This window comes from Arthrobacter sp. YN, from assembly GCF_002224285.1.
In the GTDB taxonomy this organism is placed as follows: Bacteria; Actinomycetota; Actinomycetes; order Actinomycetales; family Micrococcaceae; genus Arthrobacter.
Genome location: NZ_CP022436.1, coordinates 3,648,660 through 3,668,239 on the forward strand (window position 1 = coordinate 3,648,660; position 19,580 = coordinate 3,668,239).

The 19,580-nt window shown below is 61.5% G+C and carries 26 protein-coding genes; 1 reads left to right on the top strand and 25 read right to left on the bottom strand.

The features are described from left to right. Window positions 1–2 precede the first annotated feature (2 nt). From CGK93_RS16715 to rpsJ, 23 genes are all read right to left on the bottom strand, one after another. Window positions 3–1,046 carry a 3-oxoacyl-ACP synthase III family protein gene (locus CGK93_RS16715; RefSeq protein WP_089595791.1) on the bottom strand — a complete coding sequence of 348 codons (1,044 nt, stop codon included), beginning with the start codon at window positions 1,044–1,046 and terminating at the stop codon, window positions 3–5. A gap of 111 nt (window positions 1,047–1,157) precedes the next feature. Further along, window positions 1,158–1,727 (bottom strand): adenylate kinase, encoded by a 570-nt coding sequence (locus CGK93_RS16720; RefSeq protein WP_172324492.1) that lies wholly within the window; start codon window positions 1,725–1,727, stop codon window positions 1,158–1,160. A 5-nt stretch (window positions 1,728–1,732) separates the two neighbouring features. Next, window positions 1,733–3,043 carry a preprotein translocase subunit SecY gene (gene secY, locus CGK93_RS16725; RefSeq protein WP_089595792.1) on the bottom strand — a complete coding sequence of 437 codons (1,311 nt, stop codon included), beginning with the start codon at window positions 3,041–3,043 and terminating at the stop codon, window positions 1,733–1,735. 185 nt (window positions 3,044–3,228) lie between these two features. Beyond that, window positions 3,229–3,711, bottom strand: a complete 483-nt coding sequence (rplO, locus tag CGK93_RS16730) for a 50S ribosomal protein L15 (protein ID WP_089595793.1) — start codon at window positions 3,709–3,711, stop codon at window positions 3,229–3,231. Next, window positions 3,711–3,917, bottom strand: a complete 207-nt coding sequence (rpmD, locus tag CGK93_RS16735; protein WP_089595794.1) for a 50S ribosomal protein L30 — start codon at window positions 3,915–3,917, stop codon at window positions 3,711–3,713. The genes rplO and rpmD overlap by 1 nt, the downstream gene beginning before the upstream one ends. Window positions 3,918–3,919: 2 nt before the next feature. Then, complete coding sequence (gene rpsE, locus CGK93_RS16740) at window positions 3,920–4,591, bottom strand: 30S ribosomal protein S5 (protein WP_198318248.1); 672 nt, start codon at window positions 4,589–4,591, stop codon at window positions 3,920–3,922. Window positions 4,592–4,620: 29 nt separating this feature from the next. Beyond that, window positions 4,621–5,004 carry a 50S ribosomal protein L18 gene (rplR, locus tag CGK93_RS16745; RefSeq protein ID WP_089595796.1) on the bottom strand — a complete coding sequence of 128 codons (384 nt, stop codon included), beginning with the start codon at window positions 5,002–5,004 and terminating at the stop codon, window positions 4,621–4,623. A 3-nt stretch (window positions 5,005–5,007) separates the two neighbouring features. Beyond that, entirely contained in the window at window positions 5,008–5,544 is a 537-nt protein-coding gene (rplF, locus tag CGK93_RS16750; RefSeq protein WP_089595797.1) for a 50S ribosomal protein L6, read from the bottom strand. An 18-nt stretch (window positions 5,545–5,562) separates the two neighbouring features. Beyond that, on the bottom strand, window positions 5,563–5,961 hold the full coding sequence (gene rpsH / locus CGK93_RS16755; RefSeq protein ID WP_089595798.1) for a 30S ribosomal protein S8: 399 nt from the start codon (window positions 5,959–5,961) through the stop codon (window positions 5,563–5,565). A 79-nt stretch (window positions 5,962–6,040) separates the two neighbouring features. Continuing rightward, on the bottom strand, window positions 6,041–6,628 hold the full coding sequence (gene rplE / locus CGK93_RS16760) for a 50S ribosomal protein L5 (protein WP_089595799.1): 588 nt from the start codon (window positions 6,626–6,628) through the stop codon (window positions 6,041–6,043). Beyond that, window positions 6,628–6,987 carry a 50S ribosomal protein L24 gene (gene rplX / locus CGK93_RS16765; RefSeq protein WP_062073171.1) on the bottom strand — a complete coding sequence of 120 codons (360 nt, stop codon included), beginning with the start codon at window positions 6,985–6,987 and terminating at the stop codon, window positions 6,628–6,630. Before rplX ends, rplE begins: the two co-directional genes overlap by 1 nt. Window positions 6,988–6,990: 3 nt before the next feature. Then, the gene (gene rplN / locus CGK93_RS16770; protein ID WP_003803789.1) at window positions 6,991–7,359 is read right to left on the bottom strand and encodes a 50S ribosomal protein L14; all 369 of its coding nucleotides are present in this window, start codon (window positions 7,357–7,359) and stop codon (window positions 6,991–6,993) included. 353 nt (window positions 7,360–7,712) lie between these two features. Next, window positions 7,713–8,009, bottom strand: a complete 297-nt coding sequence (gene rpsQ, locus CGK93_RS16775; RefSeq protein WP_011775587.1) for a 30S ribosomal protein S17 — start codon at window positions 8,007–8,009, stop codon at window positions 7,713–7,715. After that, entirely contained in the window at window positions 8,006–8,326 is a 321-nt protein-coding gene (rpmC, locus tag CGK93_RS24425; protein WP_014922387.1) for a 50S ribosomal protein L29, read from the bottom strand. The genes rpsQ and rpmC overlap by 4 nt, the downstream gene beginning before the upstream one ends. A gap of 2 nt (window positions 8,327–8,328) precedes the next feature. Beyond that, window positions 8,329–8,745 (bottom strand): 50S ribosomal protein L16, encoded by a 417-nt coding sequence (gene rplP / locus CGK93_RS16785; RefSeq protein WP_003803795.1) that lies wholly within the window; start codon window positions 8,743–8,745, stop codon window positions 8,329–8,331. Further along, entirely contained in the window at window positions 8,746–9,567 is an 822-nt protein-coding gene (rpsC, locus tag CGK93_RS16790) for a 30S ribosomal protein S3 (RefSeq protein WP_011775589.1), read from the bottom strand. It abuts the gene before it with no gap. Continuing rightward, window positions 9,568–9,933, bottom strand: coding sequence for a 50S ribosomal protein L22 (gene rplV, locus CGK93_RS16795; RefSeq protein ID WP_011775590.1), 366 nt, complete (start codon window positions 9,931–9,933; stop codon window positions 9,568–9,570). Between the two features lie 38 nt (window positions 9,934–9,971). Next, the gene (gene rpsS, locus CGK93_RS16800) at window positions 9,972–10,253 is read right to left on the bottom strand and encodes a 30S ribosomal protein S19 (protein WP_011775591.1); all 282 of its coding nucleotides are present in this window, start codon (window positions 10,251–10,253) and stop codon (window positions 9,972–9,974) included. Between the two features lie 12 nt (window positions 10,254–10,265). Further along, window positions 10,266–11,105, bottom strand: coding sequence for a 50S ribosomal protein L2 (rplB, locus tag CGK93_RS16805; RefSeq protein WP_011775592.1), 840 nt, complete (start codon window positions 11,103–11,105; stop codon window positions 10,266–10,268). Window positions 11,106–11,134: 29 nt separating this feature from the next. Further along, the gene (gene rplW, locus CGK93_RS16810; protein WP_011775593.1) at window positions 11,135–11,440 is read right to left on the bottom strand and encodes a 50S ribosomal protein L23; all 306 of its coding nucleotides are present in this window, start codon (window positions 11,438–11,440) and stop codon (window positions 11,135–11,137) included. Further along, complete coding sequence (gene rplD / locus CGK93_RS16815; protein ID WP_089595800.1) at window positions 11,437–12,054, bottom strand: 50S ribosomal protein L4; 618 nt, start codon at window positions 12,052–12,054, stop codon at window positions 11,437–11,439. Before rplD ends, rplW begins: the two co-directional genes overlap by 4 nt. Before the next feature lie 4 nt (window positions 12,055–12,058). Then, window positions 12,059–12,709 (bottom strand): 50S ribosomal protein L3, encoded by a 651-nt coding sequence (gene rplC / locus CGK93_RS16820; RefSeq protein WP_026539807.1) that lies wholly within the window; start codon window positions 12,707–12,709, stop codon window positions 12,059–12,061. Between the two features lie 17 nt (window positions 12,710–12,726). Next, window positions 12,727–13,035 carry a 30S ribosomal protein S10 gene (rpsJ, locus tag CGK93_RS16825; protein WP_003803825.1) on the bottom strand — a complete coding sequence of 103 codons (309 nt, stop codon included), beginning with the start codon at window positions 13,033–13,035 and terminating at the stop codon, window positions 12,727–12,729. A gap of 394 nt (window positions 13,036–13,429) precedes the next feature. Here rpsJ and CGK93_RS16830 point away from each other — a divergent pair, with 394 nt between their 5' ends. Then, window positions 13,430–14,863, top strand: coding sequence for a GH1 family beta-glucosidase (locus CGK93_RS16830; protein ID WP_089595801.1), 1,434 nt, complete (start codon window positions 13,430–13,432; stop codon window positions 14,861–14,863). 35 nt (window positions 14,864–14,898) lie between these two features. On the opposite strand, the gene CGK93_RS24430 is transcribed toward CGK93_RS16830, so the two are convergent. Further along, window positions 14,899–15,024 (bottom strand): hypothetical protein, encoded by a 126-nt coding sequence (locus CGK93_RS24430; RefSeq protein ID WP_268825391.1) that lies wholly within the window; start codon window positions 15,022–15,024, stop codon window positions 14,899–14,901. A gap of 28 nt (window positions 15,025–15,052) precedes the next feature. Further along, complete coding sequence (locus tag CGK93_RS16835) at window positions 15,053–19,492, bottom strand: hypothetical protein (protein WP_089595802.1); 4,440 nt, start codon at window positions 19,490–19,492, stop codon at window positions 15,053–15,055. Window positions 19,493–19,580 lie beyond the last annotated feature (88 nt).

The following is a 19,580-nucleotide window of genomic DNA, read 5'->3' on the forward strand; positions in this document are numbered from 1 at the left end:
CGTCACAGCCGCACCACGGCCATGCCCAGGCTGACGCCGCCGGCCAATCCCACCAACGCGACGAGGTCACCAGGTCCACACCGTCCGCTGTCCATGGCGAGTTTCAGTTGCAGCGGCAGGCTGACAGACGCCAGGTTGCCGAAATCCTCCACGGAAGGGACAAGCAGTTCTATCGGGACGCCCGCGCGCTCCGCGAAGATCGCCCGGTACGGAGCACTGACTTGATGAACACACACCACGGCGAAGTCCGTCCATGACAGGTCAAGCCGCTCCAGCGTCTGGTCAAGAACCTCACACCCAAGATCCAGGAAAGCGTCCTTCAGCTTTTCACCGTCCATGGAGAAATAGCTGGCTTCCGGATCGCGGGGAAACGCGGAACCTCCCGCTGAGAGCGTACCCACAGACCAGTGGCTGCTCCGCGCGGTGAAAGCCATGGACAGGATCCCGGCCGTCCCCTCGGGACCTGACGGCTCCCGGTCTGCCGCCTCAAGCAAAACTGCGGCACCGCCGTCGCTCATGGTGTATCCGGGAAAACTGGACGCAAAAGTCTCAAAGTCCGGAACCTTCCACCGAACCGCCCTGGACGGCGATTCACCAGTGGCCACCAGCACGCGGGCATAGCGTCCCGTAGAGATCAGGGAGTCCGCCACTTCGACGCCGTTGAGGAAACTGTTGCAGGCGTTCTTGACGTCCATGACCGGACATGCGAGTCCCAGCTTCGCCGCAACCATATGTCCTGTGGCCGGCTCCACCATGTCCTGGCTGGCCGAAGCAAAGATCAAGAGGTCTACTTCGGGAGCCTGCAGTCCACATTCAGCCATAACCTTGGCTGCAGCGTTGGCCGCCAGGTCCGACGCCTGTTCGGCATCAGCCATGACACTGCGGGAACGGATTCCCGTGACGCGACCGATCAGCCCCTTCGGGACCCGGAACCCCGGACTACTCTCAGCAATACGGCGCTCGACGGCGGCCGTGTCCAGCCGGGCGGGCGGCAGGTAGACCTCGAGCCCCGAAATCCGGCTGTGCCCAGATAAAGCAGTTTGCATGCGGTTCCCCCAACAGTCTGCCGCTAAACGAAAATGGGTGTGTCCCGCACCAATGGTACGGGACACACCCTTCGCTCCAGAGCCGGGCGAACCGGCTATGTGGAAAACACGCTAGACGGCCTTGGCCGACTCAATCGCTGTGAGGACACGATCGGTAACTTCATCGATACCGCCAATGCCATCAACCTGCGTGAGGATGCCACGCTCGGCGTACTTGGCCACAACGGCTTCGGTTTGCTCGTGGTACAGATCAAGACGATGACGGATCACGGTCTCGTTGTCATCGGAACGTCCGGTTTCCTTGGCACGGCCAAGGAGACGGGTCACCAGTTCTTCGTCATCGGCAGTCAGCTGGAGCACGACGTCGAGCTCCTGCTGGCCTTCGGCGAGGATCTGGTCCAGGTAATCAACCTGGGCCGTGGTACGCGGGTAGCCGTCCAGGAGGAAGCCGTTCTCCACGTCGCTCTGGCTCAGGCGGTCCCGAACCATGTCGTTCGTGACGCTGTCCGGAACGAAGTCGCCTGCGTCCATGTACTTCTTGGCTTCAATGCCCAAGGGTGTCTCACCCTTGACGTTGGCACGGAAGATATCGCCAGTGGAAATGGCGACTACGCCGAGGCGCTCGGAAATCCGCTCAGCCTGCGTACCCTTGCCCGAACCGGGAGGTCCAATGATCAGCATTCTCGTCATCGCAAAAGCCCTTCGTAGTGACGTTGTTGTAGCTGCGCATCAATCTGCTTGACGGTTTCCAGGCCGACACCCACCATGATCAGGATTGACGTGCCACCGAACGGGAAGTTCTGGTTGGCATTGATCAGGACAAGTGCAACCAGCGGAATCAGCGCCACGAAGCCCAGGTAGAGGGCTCCGGGAAGGGTGATCCTGGAAAGCACGTACTGCAGGTAGTCCGCGGTCGGTTTACCCGCCCGGATGCCCGGAATGAACCCGCCGTACTTCTTCATGTTGTCCGACACTTCTTCAGGGTTGAAGGTGATGGCTACGTAGAAGTACGTAAAGAACACGATCATGGCGAAGTAGAGCGCCATGTAGATGGGGTGGTCGCCACGGGTGAGGTTGTTGTTGATCCACTCAACCCACGGGGCCATCTGCTCCCCTGGCGCCGGCTGGTTGAACTGTGAAATCAGCCCGGGCAGGTAGAGCATGGAGGACGCGAAGATGACAGGCACGACGCCGGCCATGTTCACCTTGATGGGAATATAGGTGCTGGTACCGCCCACTGTGCGCCGGCCAATCATGCGCTTCGCATACTGGACCGGAACACGGCGCTGGGACTGCTCCACGAACACAACCAACGCCACAGTCAGCAGGCCTACAGCCAGAACGGTGAGGAAGGTGCCGGGACCCTTGCTCTCCCAGATGGAACCCAGCGAACCCGGGAAGCTTGCAGCAATGGAGGTGAAGATGAGCAGCGACATACCGTTGCCCACACCCTTCTCCGTCACCAGCTCGCCCATCCACATGATGAGGCCGGTGCCGGCCGTCAACGTGATGATGATGAGGATGGTGGTCATGATGCTCTCATCAGGGATGATGGGCAGGTTGCAGCCCGGGAGCAATTGACCGGACCGGGCCAGGGACACCAGGGTGGTGGCGTTCAGCAGGCCGAGGGCGATGGTGAGGTACCGGGTGTACTGGGTCAACTTTGACTGTCCCGAGGAACCCTCTTCGTAGAGCTGCTGGAACCGGGGAATGACCACCCGGAGCAGCTGCACGATGATGCTCGCCGTGATGTAGGGCATGATGCCCAAGGCAAAGACTGAGACCTGCAGCAACGCGCCGCCGCTGAACAAGTTCACCAGCTGGTAGATGCCCTGCGAGGTGTCACCGGTGTTCAAGCATTGCTGGACATTCTGGTAGTTCACACCAGGCGAGGGGATAAAAGCTCCCAAGCGGAAGATTGTGATGATTCCCAGCGTGAACAACAACTTGCGTCGCAAATCAGGCGTCCGAAACGCCCGGCCGAATGCGCTTAGCAAGCGTCCTCCTGAGTAGAAAGTACAAGGATGTGATCGGGCTCAATGAAACCCAACAACCGAGTCTAACTGCTTGTGACGCCGTCGTAATAATCGAGAGTCCACAACCGCGAAAAAATCCCGGTACACAGGGCCGAAGCCCCGCGTACCGGGATCCTTTTTACAACGGGCATCTGCCCCACTGGCTCTTAGAGAGCAGTGGTGCTTCCGCCTGCTGCAGCAATCTTTTCCGTAGCGCTGGCGGAGAATGCGTGGACCGTAACATCAACCTTGACGGTGATGTCGCCGGTGCCAAGCACCTTCACGGGCTGGTTCTTGCGAACGGCACCCTTCTCGACCAGGGACTCAACGGTGACAGCGCCACCTTCCGGGAACAGCTCGTTGAGCTTCTCCAGGTTGACAACCTGGAACTCAACCCGGAACGGGTTCTTGAAGCCGCGCAGCTTCGGCAGGCGCATGTGCAGCGGCAGCTGGCCGCCGGCAAAGCCAGCCTTTACCTGGTAGCGGGCCTTCGTACCCTTGGTACCGCGACCAGCGGTCTTACCCTTGGAGCCTTCACCACGACCAACACGGGTCTTGGCGGTCTTGGCACCCGGGGCGGGACGCAGGTGGTGGACCTTCAGAGCGTTCTGCTTCTCAGCAGTCTCTGCGGCGGTCTTGTTCTCTGCCATTACTTCGCCTCCTCTACATTCACGAGGTGCGGAACCGTGTTCAGCATTCCAACGGTCACGGCATCAGCGGAGCGGACAACAGTGTGTCCGATGCGCTTGAGTCCGAGGGACCGAAGGGTGGCGATCTGGTTCTGCTTGGCGCCAATGACGCCCTTGATCTGGGTGATTTCCAACTTGGCGTCGGAAGGAGTCAGGTTCTTAGCCATGACTAAACACCTGCCTTCTGGTTCTGGAGCGCGCGCACCAGAGCAGCAGGAGCAACCTCGTCCAGCGGCAGGCCACGGCGGGCAGCCACGGAAGCGGGCTCTTCGAGCTGCTTCAGAGCGGCAACGGTCGCGTGAACGATGTTGATCGCGTTGGAAGAACCGAGCGACTTGGAGAGGATGTCGTGGATGCCCACGCACTCCAATACCGCGCGGACCGGACCACCGGCGATAACACCGGTACCGGCGGAAGCCGGACGCAGCAGGACTACGCCTGCAGCAGCCTCACCCTGCACACGGTGCGGGATGGTGCTGCCAACGCGGGGAACGCGGAAGAAGGACTTCTTGGCCTCTTCAACGCCCTTGGCGATAGCAGCGGGAACTTCCTTGGCCTTGCCGTAGCCGACGCCGACCATACCGTTGCCGTCACCGACGACGACGAGTGCGGTGAAGCTGAAGCGACGACCACCCTTGACGACCTTGGCAACGCGGTTGATGGTGACAACGCGCTCTACGAACTGGCTCTTCTCAGCCTCACGACCGCCGTCGCGGCCACCACGGCCACCACGGTCGCCGCGGCCCTGGCCACGGTCGCCGCGCTCGCCACGACGTCCGCCGCGGCGGTCATCGGCAGCGGGTGCGGTCTCAGTTGCTTCAGCAGCTACAGCTTCAGTCACCTGAATGTCCTTTTCGTTATTTTCAACGGTCACAGTGCCAGCCCACCTTCGCGAGCACCGTCAGCGACGGCGGCGATGCGGCCGTGGTACTTGTTACCGCCACGGTCGAAGACAACAGCCTCGACGCCTGCAGCCTTGGCGCGCTCTGCAACGAGCTCGCCGACGCGCTTGGCCTTGGCAGTCTTGTCTCCGTCGAATGCGCGAAGGTCAGCTTCCAGGGTGGAAGCGTAAGCCACGGTTACACCCTTGCTGTCATCGACAACCTGGACGAATACGTGACGTGCCGAACGGTTGACGACCAGACGAGGACGTACAGCCGTACCGGTGATGCGCTTGCGGATACGAAGCTGGCGACGGCTGCGTGCAGCAGACTTGCTCTTGTTCGTACGCTTCTTGTTAATTGCGATGGCCATGGTTTACTTACCAGCCTTTCCGACCTTGCGGCGGATGACTTCGCCGGCGTAACGGACACCCTTGCCCTTGTAGGGGTCAGGCTTGCGCAGCTTGCGAATGTTGGCAGCAACCTCGCCGACCTGCTGCTTGTTGATACCCGAAACAGAGAGCTTGGTCGGACCCTCTACTACGAAGGTGATGCCTTCGGGTGCAGAGACGTTAACCGGGTGGCTGTAGCCCAGAGCGAACTCCAGGTCAGAACCCTTGGCCTGAACGCGGTAACCAGTACCAACGATTTCAAGCTTCTTCTCGTAGCCCTCGGTAACGCCCTGAATCATGTTGGCGATCAGGGTGCGGGTCAGGCCGTGCAGCGAACGCGAGTTGCGCTCGTCGTTCGGGCGGGTGACCGTCAGGGTGTTCTCTTCCTGGGTAACCTCGATCGGGCTGGCCACAGTGTGGCTCAGCTCGCCTTTGGCACCTTTGACGTTGATGACGGAGCCATCAAGCTTGACCTCAACTCCGGCAGGAACGGTGATGGGGAGACGTCCAATACGTGACATTATTCTCTTCCTTTCCCGTTACCAGACGTACGCGAGGACTTCGCCGCCCACGCCCTTCTTGCCGGCCTGCTTGTCAGTCAGGAGGCCGGAAGAGGTGGACAGGATTGCGACACCCAGGCCACCCAGCACGTGCGGCAGGTTGGTGGACTTCGCGTAAACGCGGAGACCCGGCTTGGAGATGCGGCGGACGCCAGCGATGGAACGCTCGCGGTTCGGACCGAACTTCAGGTCGATGGTCAGCTTCTTGCCAACCTCGGCGTCTTCTTCCTTCCAGCCGGCAATGTAGCCTTCTGCCTTCAGGATGTCAGCAACGCGTGCCTTCAGTTTGCTGTACGGCATGGACACGGTGTCGTGGTATGCCGAGTTTGCATTGCGCAGACGCGTGAGCATGTCTGCGACAGGATCTGTCATAGTCATTGTGGGCTATAGCCCTTCCTCGTACCGGTTTCCGCTGCGCCGGCTCTCAAGAGCCTGCGAAGACGGACCTGTCACGTAGTTAGTTTTCGGTCTTGAACGGGAAACCAAGCGCCTTGAGCAGCGCGCGGCCTTCGTCATCGGTCTTGGCGGTGGTGACGACCGTGATGTCCATACCGCGAACGCGGTCGATGGAGTCCTGGTCGATTTCGTGGAACATAACCTGCTCGGTCAGACCGAAGGTGTAGTTGCCGTTGCCATCGAACTGCTTGCCGTTGAGGCCGCGGAAGTCACGGATACGCGGCAGAGCCAGCGAAACCAGACGATCCACGAATTCCCACATGCGGTCTCCACGCAGAGTTGCGTGTGCACCGATCGGCATGCCTTCGCGCAGCTTGAACTGTGCGATTGACTTGCGGGCCTTGGTTACCTGCGGCTTCTGGCCGGTGATCAGGGTGAGGTCGCGGACAGCGCCGTCGATCAGCTTGGAGTCCTTGGCGGCATCTCCAACACCCATGTTCACTACAACCTTGACCAGGCGGGGAACCTGGTTGACGTTCGAGTAGCTGAATTCCTCCTGCAGGGACTTCTTGATGGTCTCTGCATACTTGGTCTTCAGACGCGGAACGATCTTGTTTGCGACGGTAGTCTCAGACAGTGTTTCACTCATCAGATGTCCTTCCCGGTGGCCTTGGACACGCGGATACGGACGGTCTTGGTAGCGCCATCCTTCTCAACGGTGTCGAGACGGAAACCAACACGGGTCGGCTTCTTGGTCGACGGGTCAACCAGAGCAACGTTGGAAACGTGGATCGGGGCCTCAACGACCTCAATGCCACCGGTCTTGGTGCCGCGCTGCGACTGACCGACCTTGGTGTGCTTGGTGACGCGGTTGATTCCCTCTACCAGCACGCGGTTGGTGTCCGGGAATACGCGCAGAACCTTGCCCTGCTTGCCGCGGTCTCCGCCGCGTTCCTGCTTGGCGCCGGTGATGACCTGAACGAGGTCACCCTTTTTGATCTTAGCCATGGACTAAAGCACCTCCGGGGCCAGCGAAACGATCTTCATGAACTTCTTGTCGCGAAGTTCACGACCAACCGGGCCGAAGATACGGGTACCGCGGGGGTCACCGTCGTTCTTCAGGATCACAGCTGCGTTTTCGTCAAACTTGATGTAGGAACCATCCGCACGGCGGCGTTCCTTCTTGGTACGAACGATGACAGCCTTGACGACGTCACCCTTCTTTACGTTGCCGCCAGGGATAGCGTCCTTGACGGTAGCGACGATCACGTCGCCAATGCCTGCGTAGCGACGACCAGATCCACCGAGAACGCGAATGGTAAGGATTTCCTTAGCACCCGTGTTGTCGGCGACCTTGAGTCGCGACTCCTGCTGAATCAATTTCTACTCCTTGCGTCGCGCCGGTTCTCAGACCGAGATCATGCATACGGAATGAGCCTTGCGGAACGGTTGATCGGGGTGTCTCTTGACCTGCCTGGATTTTGCCAGTACAGGCCTAAACGCCCGTGCCACAAGCATCAGCTTCCCTTGCAGAAAACTCTGCGCGGGGCAGTATGCAGCGGCACGATTGTTTACGAGGTAGTTGACGGCGCACAAGTGGCGCCATACAAACTCAATATCCTAGCACGTTTACGGCCTGGAGCCGAAACGACCGGAGATGCGGAAAGGCCCGCGTTCCCTGGGGAACACGGGCCTTTCCAGTGAATCACTGCCAGGCATGCCTGGCGTTGGATTTACTTGGCCTTTTCGAGGATCTCCACGAGACGCCACCGCTTGGTAGCGGACAGCGGGCGGGTCTCAGAGATGAGAACGAGGTCGCCGATGCCGGCGGTGTTCTCTTCGTCGTGAGCCTTGATCTTCGAGGTGCGGCGAATAACCTTGCCGTACAGAGCGTGCTTCACGCGGTCTTCAACCTGAACAACGATGGTCTTTTCCATCTTGTCAGAGACAACGTAGCCGCGACGCGTCTTACGGTAACCGCGCTGTTCAGCGCTGGCTGCTGCTTCCGTCACAGTTTCCTTCTCGCTCACTTGGCGTCCTCTCCAGCTTCAACCTCGGCCTTTTCAGCCTTGGCAGCCTTTTTGGACTTCTTTTCTTCCTTGGCTTCCACAACCGGTGCGGCAACCTCGGCACGAATGCCCAGCTCGCGCTCACGGAGAACGGTGTAGATGCGTGCGATGTCCTTCTTTACCGCGCGCAGGCGACCGTGGTTCTCCAGCTGTCCGGTGGCGGACTGGAAACGCAGGTTGAACAGCTCTTCCTTGGACTTGCGGAGTTCTTCAACGAGACGCTCGTTGTCGAAACCGTCCAGCTGTGCGGGTGCGAGATCCTTCGACCCTACTGCCATTTCTATTCACCACCTTCGCGACGCACAATGCGTGCCTTCAACGGGAGCTTGTGGATTGCCAGGCGCAGGGCCTCGCGAGCTACCTCTTCATTGACACCGGAGAGTTCGAAGAGAACCCGGCCCGGCTTGACGTTTGCGACCCACCATTCCGGAGAACCCTTACCGGAACCCATACGGGTTTCAGCAGGCTTCTTCGTCAGCGGACGGTCCGGGTAGATGTTGATCCAGACCTTGCCGCCACGCTTGATGTGGCGGGTCATCGCGATACGAGCGGACTCGATCTGACGGTTGGTGACGTATGCCGGGCTCAGAGCCTGGATACCGTACTCACCGAAGCTGACCTTGGTGCCGCCCGTAGCAGCGCCGGAACGACCCGGGTGGTGCTGCTTACGGTGCTTGACTCGACGTGGGATAAGCATTTAAGCCTGTCCTCCTTCTGCTGCCGGAGCAGCAGCTTCAGCGGCCGGTGCTTCAACGGCAGCGGGTGCTGCCTCAGCTGCCGGACGGTCGTTACGACGACGGCGGTCGCCACCCGGGCGGCCCGGACGGTCTCCTGCACGGCCACGGGACGGAGCAGCAGCTGCCTGCTGAGCCAGTTCCTTGGCAGTTACGTCACCCTTGTAGATCCAAACCTTCACACCGATACGGCCGAAGGTGGTCTTGGCTTCGTAGAAGCCGTAGTCGATGTTCGCGCGGAGGGTGTGCAGGGGCACACGGCCTTCGCGGTAGAACTCCGAGCGGGACATTTCTGCGCCACCCAGACGGCCCGAGCAAGCAACACGGATGCCCTTGGCACCCGCACGCTGTGCGGACTGCATTGCCTTCTTCATCGCACGGCGGAAAGCCACGCGGGAAGTCAGCTGCTCAGCGATGCCCTGGGCAACAAGCTGTGCTTCCATCTCGGGGTTCTTGACCTCGAGGATGTTCAGCTGAACCTGCTTGCCGGTGAGCTTTTCGAGCTCGCCGCGGATGCGGTCTGCTTCAGCGCCGCGGCGGCCGATAACGATACCCGGGCGTGCCGTGTGGATGTCCACGCGGACACGGTCACGGGTGCGCTCGATCTCGACCTTGGCGATGCCTGCGCGCTCCATGCCGGTGGACATGAGCTGACGGATCTTGATGTCCTCGCGGACGAAGTCCTTGTAGCGCTGTCCGGGCTTGGTGCTGTCAGCGAACCAGTGCGAAACGTGGTCGGTGGTGATGCCGAGTCGGAACCCGTGCGGGTTTACTTTCTGTCCCACTTAGCGAGCCTCCTCTTTCTCCGGGGTTGCGACAACCAGCGTGATGTGGCTGGTCCGCTTCCTAATGCGGTAGGCGCGGCCCTGGGCACGCGGCTGGAACCGCTTCATGGTCGGGCCTTCATCAACAAATGCTTCGGTGATGAAGAGGTCGCTGTCGTCGAATGCAACGCCGTCACGGTCCGCGAGGACACGTGCGTTGGCCATTGCCGACTGAAGTACCTTGAATACCGGCTCCGAAGCTGCCTGGGGGGCAAACTTCAGAATTGCCAGAGCCTCATTCGCTTGCTTACCACGAACAAGGTTGACGACGCGCCGGGCCTTCATAGGCGTTACGCGGATGTGACGCGCAATAGCCTTGGCTTCCATTGCTTTCCTTCTCTCGTCTAAGACGTAAAGTCAGGCGCCTAGCGGCGCTTGCCCTTACGGTCGTCCTTAACATGGCCGCGGAATGTCCGCGTGGGAGCGAATTCGCCGAGCTTGTGCCCGACCATCGACTCTGTGACAAACACCGGGATGTGCTTGCGTCCGTCGTGTACGGCGATCGTGTGCCCGAGCATGTCGGGGATGATCATCGAACGGCGGGACCAGGTCTTGATGACGTTCTTGGTGCCCTTATCGTTTTCCCGTGCGACCTTCACAAAGAGGTGCTGGTCAACGAAAGGACCTTTTTTCAGGCTGCGTGGCATGTGTCCAGGCTCCTATCGCTTGTTCTTGCCAGTACGGCGGCGACGAACAATAAGCTTGTCGCTCTCTTTGTTCGGACGGCGGGTACGGCCCTCGGGCTTGCCGTTCGGGTTAACCGGGTGACGTCCACCGGAAGTCTTACCTTCACCACCACCGTGCGGGTGGTCAACCGGGTTCATGGCTACACCACGGACGGTCGGGCGAACGCCCTTCCAGCGCATGCGGCCGGCCTTGCCCCAGTTGATGTTCGACTGCTCGGCGTTGCCGACCTCGCCGACGGTTGCGCGGCAGCGCACGTCAACGTTGCGGATTTCGCCGGAGGGCAGACGCAACTGTGCGAAGCGGCCTTCCTTGGCAACGAGCTGTACCGAAGCACCTGCGGAACGTGCCATCTTGGCGCCGCCACCCGGACGCAGTTCAACTGCGTGGATTACGGTACCAACCGGGATGTTGCGCAGCGGCAGGTTGTTGCCCGGCTTGATGTCAGCGTCAGGACCAGCCTCGACGAAGTCACCCTGGGACAGCTTGTTAGGAGCGATGATGTAACGCTTGGTGCCATCAACGTAGTGCAGGAGTGCGATGCGAGCCGTACGGTTCGGGTCGTACTCGATTTCGGCAACGCGGGCGTTGATGCCGTCCTTGTCGTGACGACGGAAGTCGATCAGACGGTACTGGCGCTTGTGCCCACCACCCTTGTGACGGGTGGTGATCTTACCGGAGTTGTTACGGCCGCCTGTTTTGTGCAGGGGACGCAGCAACGACTTTTCCGGAGTCGATCGCGTGATTTCAGCAAAGTCGGCTACGCTCGAGCCACGACGGCCCGGGGTAGTCGGCTTGTATTTACGGATTCCCATAATTTATTTCCTCGTTAAAGTGGTCTCCGCTACGCGAGCGGACCGCCGAAGATGTCGATTGTGCCTTCTTTGAGGGTGACAATTGCACGCTTGGTGCTCTTGCGCTGGCCCCAGCCGAATTTGGTGCGCTTGCGCTTACCGGCACGGTTGATGGTGTTGATCGAGTCAACCTTGACCGAGAAGATCTTCTCAACGGCCAATTTGATCTCGGTCTTGTTCGAGCGAGGGTCCACCAGGAAGGTGTACTTGCCTTCGTCGATCAGACCGTAGCTCTTTTCCGAAACGACGGGTGCAAGCACGACGTCGCGCGGGTCCTTGATGGTGGTTACGCTCACTTGGAGGCCTCCTCGTTCTTTGCCTTGTCAGCGACGAACGCCTCGAAAGCAGCCTTGGTGAAGACCACGTCGTCGGAGACAAGCACGTCGTAGGTGTTCAGCTGATCTGCGTACAGAACGTGAACATCCTGGAGGTTGCGCACGGAAAGTGCAGCAACATCGTTGGCGCGCTCGATTACGACGAGCAGGTTCTTGCGCTCAGTGACGGAGCGCAGCGAAGCCAGTGCGTCCTTGGCGGACGGCTTGGTGCCGGCTACCAGTTCAGCGATGACGTGGATGCGGCCGTTGCGGGCGCGGTCAGACAGGGCGCCGCGGAGTGCAGCAGCCTTCATCTTCTTGGGGGTGCGCTGGCTGTAGTCACGAGGGGTCGGACCGTGGACAACGCCACCGCCGGTCATGTGAGGAGCACGGATTGAACCCTGACGGGCGCGGCCGGTGCCCTTCTGCTTGAACGGCTTGCGACCTGCACCGGAAACCTCGGCGCGGGTCTTCGTCTTGTGGGTACCCTGGCGGGCAGCAGCGAGCTGTGCGACGACGACCTGGTGCAGCAGCGGCACGTTGGTCTGGACGTCGAAGATCTCTGCAGGCAGGTCTACCTTGACAGTGCTAGTCATTGAACTAGGCTCCCTTCACGGCGGTGCGTACGAGTACGACCTGGCCGCGGGCGCCGGGGACGGCACCCTTGATAAGGAGCAGCGACTTCTCAACGTCAACAGCGTGAACCGTGAGGTTCAGCGTGGTGTGACGTTCGGCGCCCATGCGGCCGGCCATTTTCAGGCCCTTGAAGACGCGGCTCGGGGTGGATGCGCCACCGATGGAGCCAGGCTTACGGTGGTTCTTGTGGGCACCGTGGGAAGCGCCAACGCCGTGGAAGCCGTGACGCTTCATAACACCGGCGAAGCCCTTACCCTTTGAGGTGCCGACGACGTCGATCTTCTGGCCGGCTTCGAAGATCTCAACAGAGAGCTCCTGGCCCAGCTCGTAGGATGCGGCGTCTGCGGTACGCAGTTCGACGACGTGGCGGCGAGGGGTGACGCCGGCCTTTTCAAAGTGACCAGCCAGCGGCTTGGTGACCTTGCGGGGGTCGATCTGGCCGTAGCCGATCTGTACGGCGACGTAGCCATCTACCTCTGCGTTGCGCAGCTGGGTGATGACGTTGGAGTCAGCCTGGACAACAGTTACCGGGATGAGCTTGTTGTTCTCGTCCCAGACCTGGGTCATGCCGAGCTTCGTGCCCAGCAGGCCCTTTACGTTACGGGTTGCGGTCATAGTCTCTCAGCACCTCCCTAGAGCTTGATTTCGATGTTCACGTCTGCAGGCAGATCGAGACGCATAAGCGAGTCGACGGCCTTCGGCGTGGGGTCGATGATGTCGATCAGACGCTTGTGAGTACGCATTTCGAAGTGCTCACGGCTGTCCTTGTACTTGTGAGGAGAGCGAATAACGCAGTAGACGTTCTTCTCTGTGGGCAGCGGCACCGGGCCGACTACCGTTGCGCCTGCGCGCGTGACCGTCTCAACGATCTTCCGCGCTGAAACATCAATGACCTCGTGGTCATATGACTTCAGCCGGATGCGGATTTTTTGTCCCGCCATGTCGCCTGACTCTCTTTCAGCTAGTGCTGCTCTAGTTAGGGCTGCTCTGTTTACTTACCTGTTGATGTGGCCGCCGAAGCGTTTGAGGATTTACCACCACACGCCGCACAAACTGAATCCGGATATTCCGGGTTCCTCAACCTGCCGGCGCACCGACCCCCGCGGTCGGGCGTGTCGCGATTTCCACGCAGACTCGACCGCATTCCATGGGGTTCAGGGTTATGTTTGGGCTTCAACCTGGACCCTGACACCCGGCATTATCCGGATCGGGACACGAAGAAGCGCTTGAACAACTCATCCAGTATGGCGGAAATATGAGGCAAAGGCCAATCGGCGGTATAAGGGCCCTCGCAGGACCATTGCCCGGGCGCCTGCGCCTGAGGAAGATGGGTGCATGACCGTCCAGGATTCAGGCTCCGTGGAAGATCTTGCCGCGCGCCTGCGTCCAGGTTTCACCCTGGGGGTGGCGTCGGCGGCTTTCCAGATTGAAGGATCCCTGACCGCTGATGGCCGCGGCCCTTCGGGTTGGGACGCCTTCGCGGAAAAGCCGGGAGCAATAGTCGACGGCGACTCCCCCACCGTAGCGTGCGACCATTACAACCGCGCCGATGAAGACATCGCCTTGATGCAGGAGCTTGGCGTGGACTCCTATCGCTTCTCGCTGTCCTGGCCGAGGATCCAACCCGGCGGCAAGGGCTCCATCAATCAACGCGGCCTGGACTTCTACGATCGTCTCATCGACAAACTCCTGGCCGCCGGCATTTCCCCTATGGCCACCTTGTTCCACTGGGACACCCCCTTGGAACTGGAGCATGCCGGAGGGTGGATGAACCGCGACACTGCAGAGCGCTTTGCTGTCTATTGCGCCGCCGCGGCAGACCGCTTCGGTGACCGTGTTGATCACTGGGTCACCATGAACGAGCCCGTGTCAGTCACCGTGCAGGGGTACTCACTGGGAGTACACGCCCCGGGACGGCAATTGCTCTTCGATTCCTTGCCTGCCGCACATCATCAATTGCTGGGGCACGGGCTCGCCGTCCAGGCCCTCCGGAACGCCGGCGTCAAAGGGCAGATCGGGGTGTCCAACATGCACTGCCCCGTCGAGTCCGCCAGCAACAGTCTCGGCGACCGGCTGATGACGCAGGCGCTGGACCTGATCCTCAACCGCATCTATGCCGATGCAATACTGCTGGGCCAATATCCCAAGCCACCCTGGCCCATGAAGCCCTGGTTCCGCTCACTCGGCACCATCCACGACGGCGATCTTGAACTGATCAGCCAACCTTTGGACTTCTACGGGCTCAACTACTACTACCCCGTGAAGGTGGCAGCAGGCCCCGGGCCGGCGGAGATCCCCACCGGAAAGTCACCGGAGATGAGCGAAGTTCCCTTCCATCTGGCCGCCTACCAGGAGTATGAAACCACTGGGTTCGGCTGGCCCGTTGCACCGGAGTACCTGGCGCTGCTGCTGCGCCAACTGAAGGACCGGTACGGGGACGCCCTTCCCCCGGTGTACATCACCGAAGGCGGAGCAAGTTTTCCGGAACCGCCCCACGTTGACGGCCCCCTCCAGGACACCAACCGCATTTCCTACCTGGCTGAGCACCTCGGCCACGCCCTGACAGCGACAGGCCCCGGCGGTATTGCCGAGGATGTGGATCTGCGTGGCTACTACGTCTGGACGTTGCTGGACAACTTTGAGTGGGCAGCCGGGTACTCACAGCGCTTCGGTTTGGTCCATGTGGACTTCCACACCCAGGAACGGACTCCCAAGGAGTCCTATTACTGGTTACGTGCGCTGGAGCGGGCCCGCTCCCACGAACCGTAGGCCCCTGACTAGCCCAGCCCTGCTAAAACGGCGGCTTACTTGTTCTTGTTGGCACGCCTGATGCGCTTGGCGCGTTCAATCTCACTCCGGAAGTTCTTGCGGCCCCACAGCACGCCGCCACCAATGGCGGCAATGACTGCCAGGAAAATCAGGAATTCCATACTGCGCTCCTCTTCGTAGAATGCCAGATTATCGGATACCGTCCCTGTCCTGTTCCCGCGGGACATTGCCGGACGATGCATTTCCCGGGTAGCCGCCGTCGGGGTGGGCGCTGTCCGGTGAAGCAGTGCCCCGGTTGACGCCGTCGGGGCTGGCGCTGCCCGGCCCAAAGCTCTGCGGCGGAACACCACCCGGTGCGTCACTTCCGGCAGTTGCCTGCGGCTTCCGGTTCAGACGCCACACTGCCAGGACAATCAACGCCAGGGCAACCAGCGCAAGCATGGCGAAGGCGTACGAGCGCAGCGCCCACATGACACTGAGCGCAACGCCCACGGCGCCCCACCACACCATGGCCCTTTCGGCCAGCAGTAATCCGGCGACCAGAAGCACCGCGTGGCCCACCAACACATACAACTGCTGGGGAGCAGTTCCACCAAAGATGGTCCCCAAGGATGTCAAAGACAGGGCGCCCGCGGCAATGGCGAGCCGAAGCAGGCCTTCCCTCCGCCGCCCTTTCATATAGCGCAGCCCTGCTAAAACAGCCCCGGACACTACGTACCACTGCACCGTCCAGAACCAGTCCGGCCCGGTGTCGCCTACGAACAACACGGCCCGCTGGAGGGCGGCCAAAGACGCCAGCGCCGCAATTTCTCCAGCAAGCCACTTGCTGTTCGGTATCTCAACAACTACCAGCGCACCGGTCGCGACCACCAGGACAAAACCTACCCATGATGTCTCGTCGCGGATCATTCCGACGGCGGCCGACGACGCCAGCGCTACGGCCGCTGTTCCCGTCAGTGCGTTTCGCCTCAGGGGCTGCCCGCCGATTGCTGCTCCGCCGAGCCGCTTCGCCGCGTAAAGAAGCACTGCCGTACCAACACCACCCACCAGCCAAGGTGCGTAGTCGCTCCACACTCCCGGTGCCATGTCCCTCAGCAAACCTTCGACGGCGGGAACGGCACCAACCAGCGTGGACGGCGCGGCACCAAGGTAAAGGACGGGCAAGTGCTCAACGTGCGAGGCAGCGAACAGCACAGACGCAAGGACCAGCACCGCCAGCCCGGTCAGGGAGTAGGACACGCCAAGGGTCAACAGACCACCGGCAACTACAAACGTCATTGCCGCAATGAACCAGAACCAGCGCTCCGCTACCTGGCCGGCGGCCCGTTGTTCGGGACGGACCGTGGCATGCTGTCCGGGACGGAGCGCAGCACGCGCGACCCGGACAACCACGAGCACAGCGGCGAGCCCCAAGAGCACCACCGGTACCTGGGCCCTATCCAGCAGTGGCTGGGACATCCAGGTGCCCGACGGGAACGTCAAGGACGGACCGGAAGCAATCACACCGCAGACCACGGCAGGGATACCGAAGTATTGGGTTCCCTGGATGCCCAGAAGACGCCAAGCGATCACAGCAGAGGCCGCGGAGAGTCCCAACTCGATAAGGACCACCCAACGCCCGCCGCCGTCGTAGCTCCCTGCCAGCAGGTAAGCCGCGGGTAGCAGGAGCTGGGCAGCCAGAGTAGCCCACACCACGGCCTGTTGGAAGGCGATGTCCACCCCACGACTTCTCTGGATCCAGGTCGCAGCATGCTGCAGCACGAGGACCACAGCCATGGTCATGGAGACCGTGGTGGTCGACTCTGAAAGATCCCCCACCAGCACACCAATGAACGCCAAAGACAAAACACGGAGTCCCAGCATGTAGGCGCCCCGTACTAAACGGCCCTTTGTCACTGCCACCATGAAACAGCTGTAGGCCGCGAAAAGTCCCAGCAGAATCTCCACATCCCGCACACTTCCGAGCCGTAGAGCCAGCAGCAGTACCAAGGCTGTCGGCGCAAAAAGCCACGCTGCCGGATGCCCGCGCAGGACTACACCGCAGAGAAGGGCCGCAAGTGCCGTCGCAATTGCTGCGACCCCGGGCTGCCAGCTTCCACGTAGGAGCTGCTCCCCTGCGGCCATGGAAATCGTCAGGACCGTGGCCGTTCCTGCCATCACCGCTACCACCACTCCGGCGTCGACCATGGACGCGTGGGGAAAGCGCCTGCGGCTGCTTTGCCGCAAGGGAAGGACCAGTTGCACGGCCCCCGCTACAGCTATGACCAAGGCCACCGTGGGCAGCTCGCCAGCCACACGGAAGCTCCAGCCGTGCCGTATCGCGTCAAAGTAGGCTGAACCAGCCAAGACGGTACCCGCGGCGCGTGCCAGCCACCAATAGGACTGGCGGTGGAAGGAAACTGGAATTCGGAAAGCGGTCGCCGCAAAGTACGCGACTGCTACCAGGAGGGCCACGTTGCCCAGTGCCATCGACACCGTGGCCGATGCCACTGCGCCTGCAACCATGGCCGCGGCCGGGGCAAGAGCCTCACCCAGGGTAGGACGCCAGGACCCGACGCCGGCATTGCTTTGCCGGGTGGGCGGGAACAACAGAGCACCCGAGGCTACACCGGCGAACAACACCAACAGCACCGCGGTCCCTACGAGGGGATGCCCCGCAGCGCGGTCAACGAACGGCAGGACGAGCAAGCCCACCACTGCCAGCCCGCCGAATCCAGCAAGGGTCGCCTGTGGAACAAACAGGTGGACTCCCGCACGTTCCAGCCAGGCGCTGACCATTTGCTGTACTGCAGCCGCAGCCACGAGTGCCACCAAGGACAGGGCAATCCTGTCCGGGTTGTCCGCAAAGACGCCGGCAACCGCGGTAGGCACGGCCGCCGTCACGGCGATTCGTGCTGCAAGGACCAATGGCTGACGGAAGGCCGCCGGATGAACAGCCGCACGCACTGACCAGTACAGGGCTGTAGAGGCCAGCAGCGCCGACACCGGCCAGGCGCCCAGCAGGCCCATGAGCGGCAGGGACACCGCGAGAACGACGCCGGGCGCAAACTCTGTGCCGTTGCCCAGCTTCCAGCCCACCACCATGGCGGTCACCATAGCGACAGTGAGCGGAACGTAGACGGGCAACCCGTAAGCCCCGAGGGCCAATACCACCGTCAAGATGGCTGCCGTGACCAGCTGCAGGCCCAGACAGGACAGGGCGTCGTTCCACCACTGCCGAAGCTTCAGTCGCTCTCCCCCGAGCGCAACCCCCAGAGACTGGACTCCACAGCAAATGACCGCGGCAAACATCACTGCACTGACATCCGCTGCGGCGTCCCACACCACTCCCAGCAACGCCAGCGTCAGCGTTGCGCGCGCGCCATAGGCGTGCTGCAGCCTGTACCGCGCCTGCGGAATGAAGGCCATGACGGCGAAGTACAAGCCGCACATCAGCATGACCAGCGGGTATTCACCCTTGGCCAGGAGATGCGGCGTGACCGTGACCGCAAGCGCCACCAACGGGACAACATAGGGATGGAGCGCCATCAGCGGACGGACATAAAGCGGTGGCAGCCAACGGGGACGAACCAGTGCACCCAGGGTCAGGACAATGGCTACCCCGATCAGCGCCGTGAAGTACCAGACCAAGGCGCCGCCCAGCACGGAAACTCCGGACCACGCGGTAGAGACAACGAAGCTGAGGGAAAGGAAAGCCAGGACCTTGTTATCCAGGCGAACCGCGGTATAGGCATACACAGCTGTTCCCAGCAGTGAGGTGACCAGCCACGCGGCAGGACCGTTGGGCAGCACAAAGTTGTACATGGCAAGGCCCGTCACGGGAATGAGCGCCAGTCCCGTGCCGACGAAGGCAACTGCGGCTGGACGCAACCGTGGAATTTTGGCATGGATGACCAAACCGGCAACGTAGAAAAGGGTGGTGATGAAGCAGATGCCTGCGAAGCGGAAGAGTGCAGGGAGGCTTGTCCCCACAAAGAGGGCACCTGCGGCGACCAAAAGAAGACTGGCCACGTAGAGCGTGACGTTGATGTTTTGTTGGTCGCGCTTGGCTTTGCGCGCCGCGGCTGCTTCGGGAGTTTCCCGCCGTATCGGCGCCTGCTGGCCCGCCGACCACTGCGGCTGTGCTGCGATGACGGGACGCTGCGGAACCGCGGGAGGTTGAACGCCCGACGCCGGCATGGGGGCCTGCGCTGGGAACGGCGCGGCCACGTGGGTCCGTGGATGCACGGAGGGCGGCACGGGGGCCTGCGCTGGGAACGGCGCGGCCACGTGGGTCGGTGGATGCATGGAGGGCGGCACGGGGGCCTGCGCTGGGAACGGCGCGGCCACGTGCGTCGGTGGATGCAGTGGTGCTGATGCAGGCGTCACGGCGGGGCCTGCACCGGAGGTTGCGTGAGCCGGAGCAGCAGGTGGCTGGGGTGTCGAGACCTCTGCAGCCTGCATCTTGGCCTCGGCGTCGCGCCAGCCGGCCATGTGGCCTGCCAGATAGCCGGCCTGGTAGGCGCGGTGCTCAGCCGTCCCTGTGGTGGCAGCGGCGCCCGCGGCATCTTTCCGCCCCCGGCCTCGACCGATGGCACTGCTCACCGCCGCTGTTACAGCAAGGAGTATCAGTACTAGCAGGACTTCCATGGCTACTCCTTGATGTCACGGGAATCTGGCATTTCGCCCGCGTTTATCCAATCGATAGAGTAACTGTACCAAAAAGAACCCCACCGCC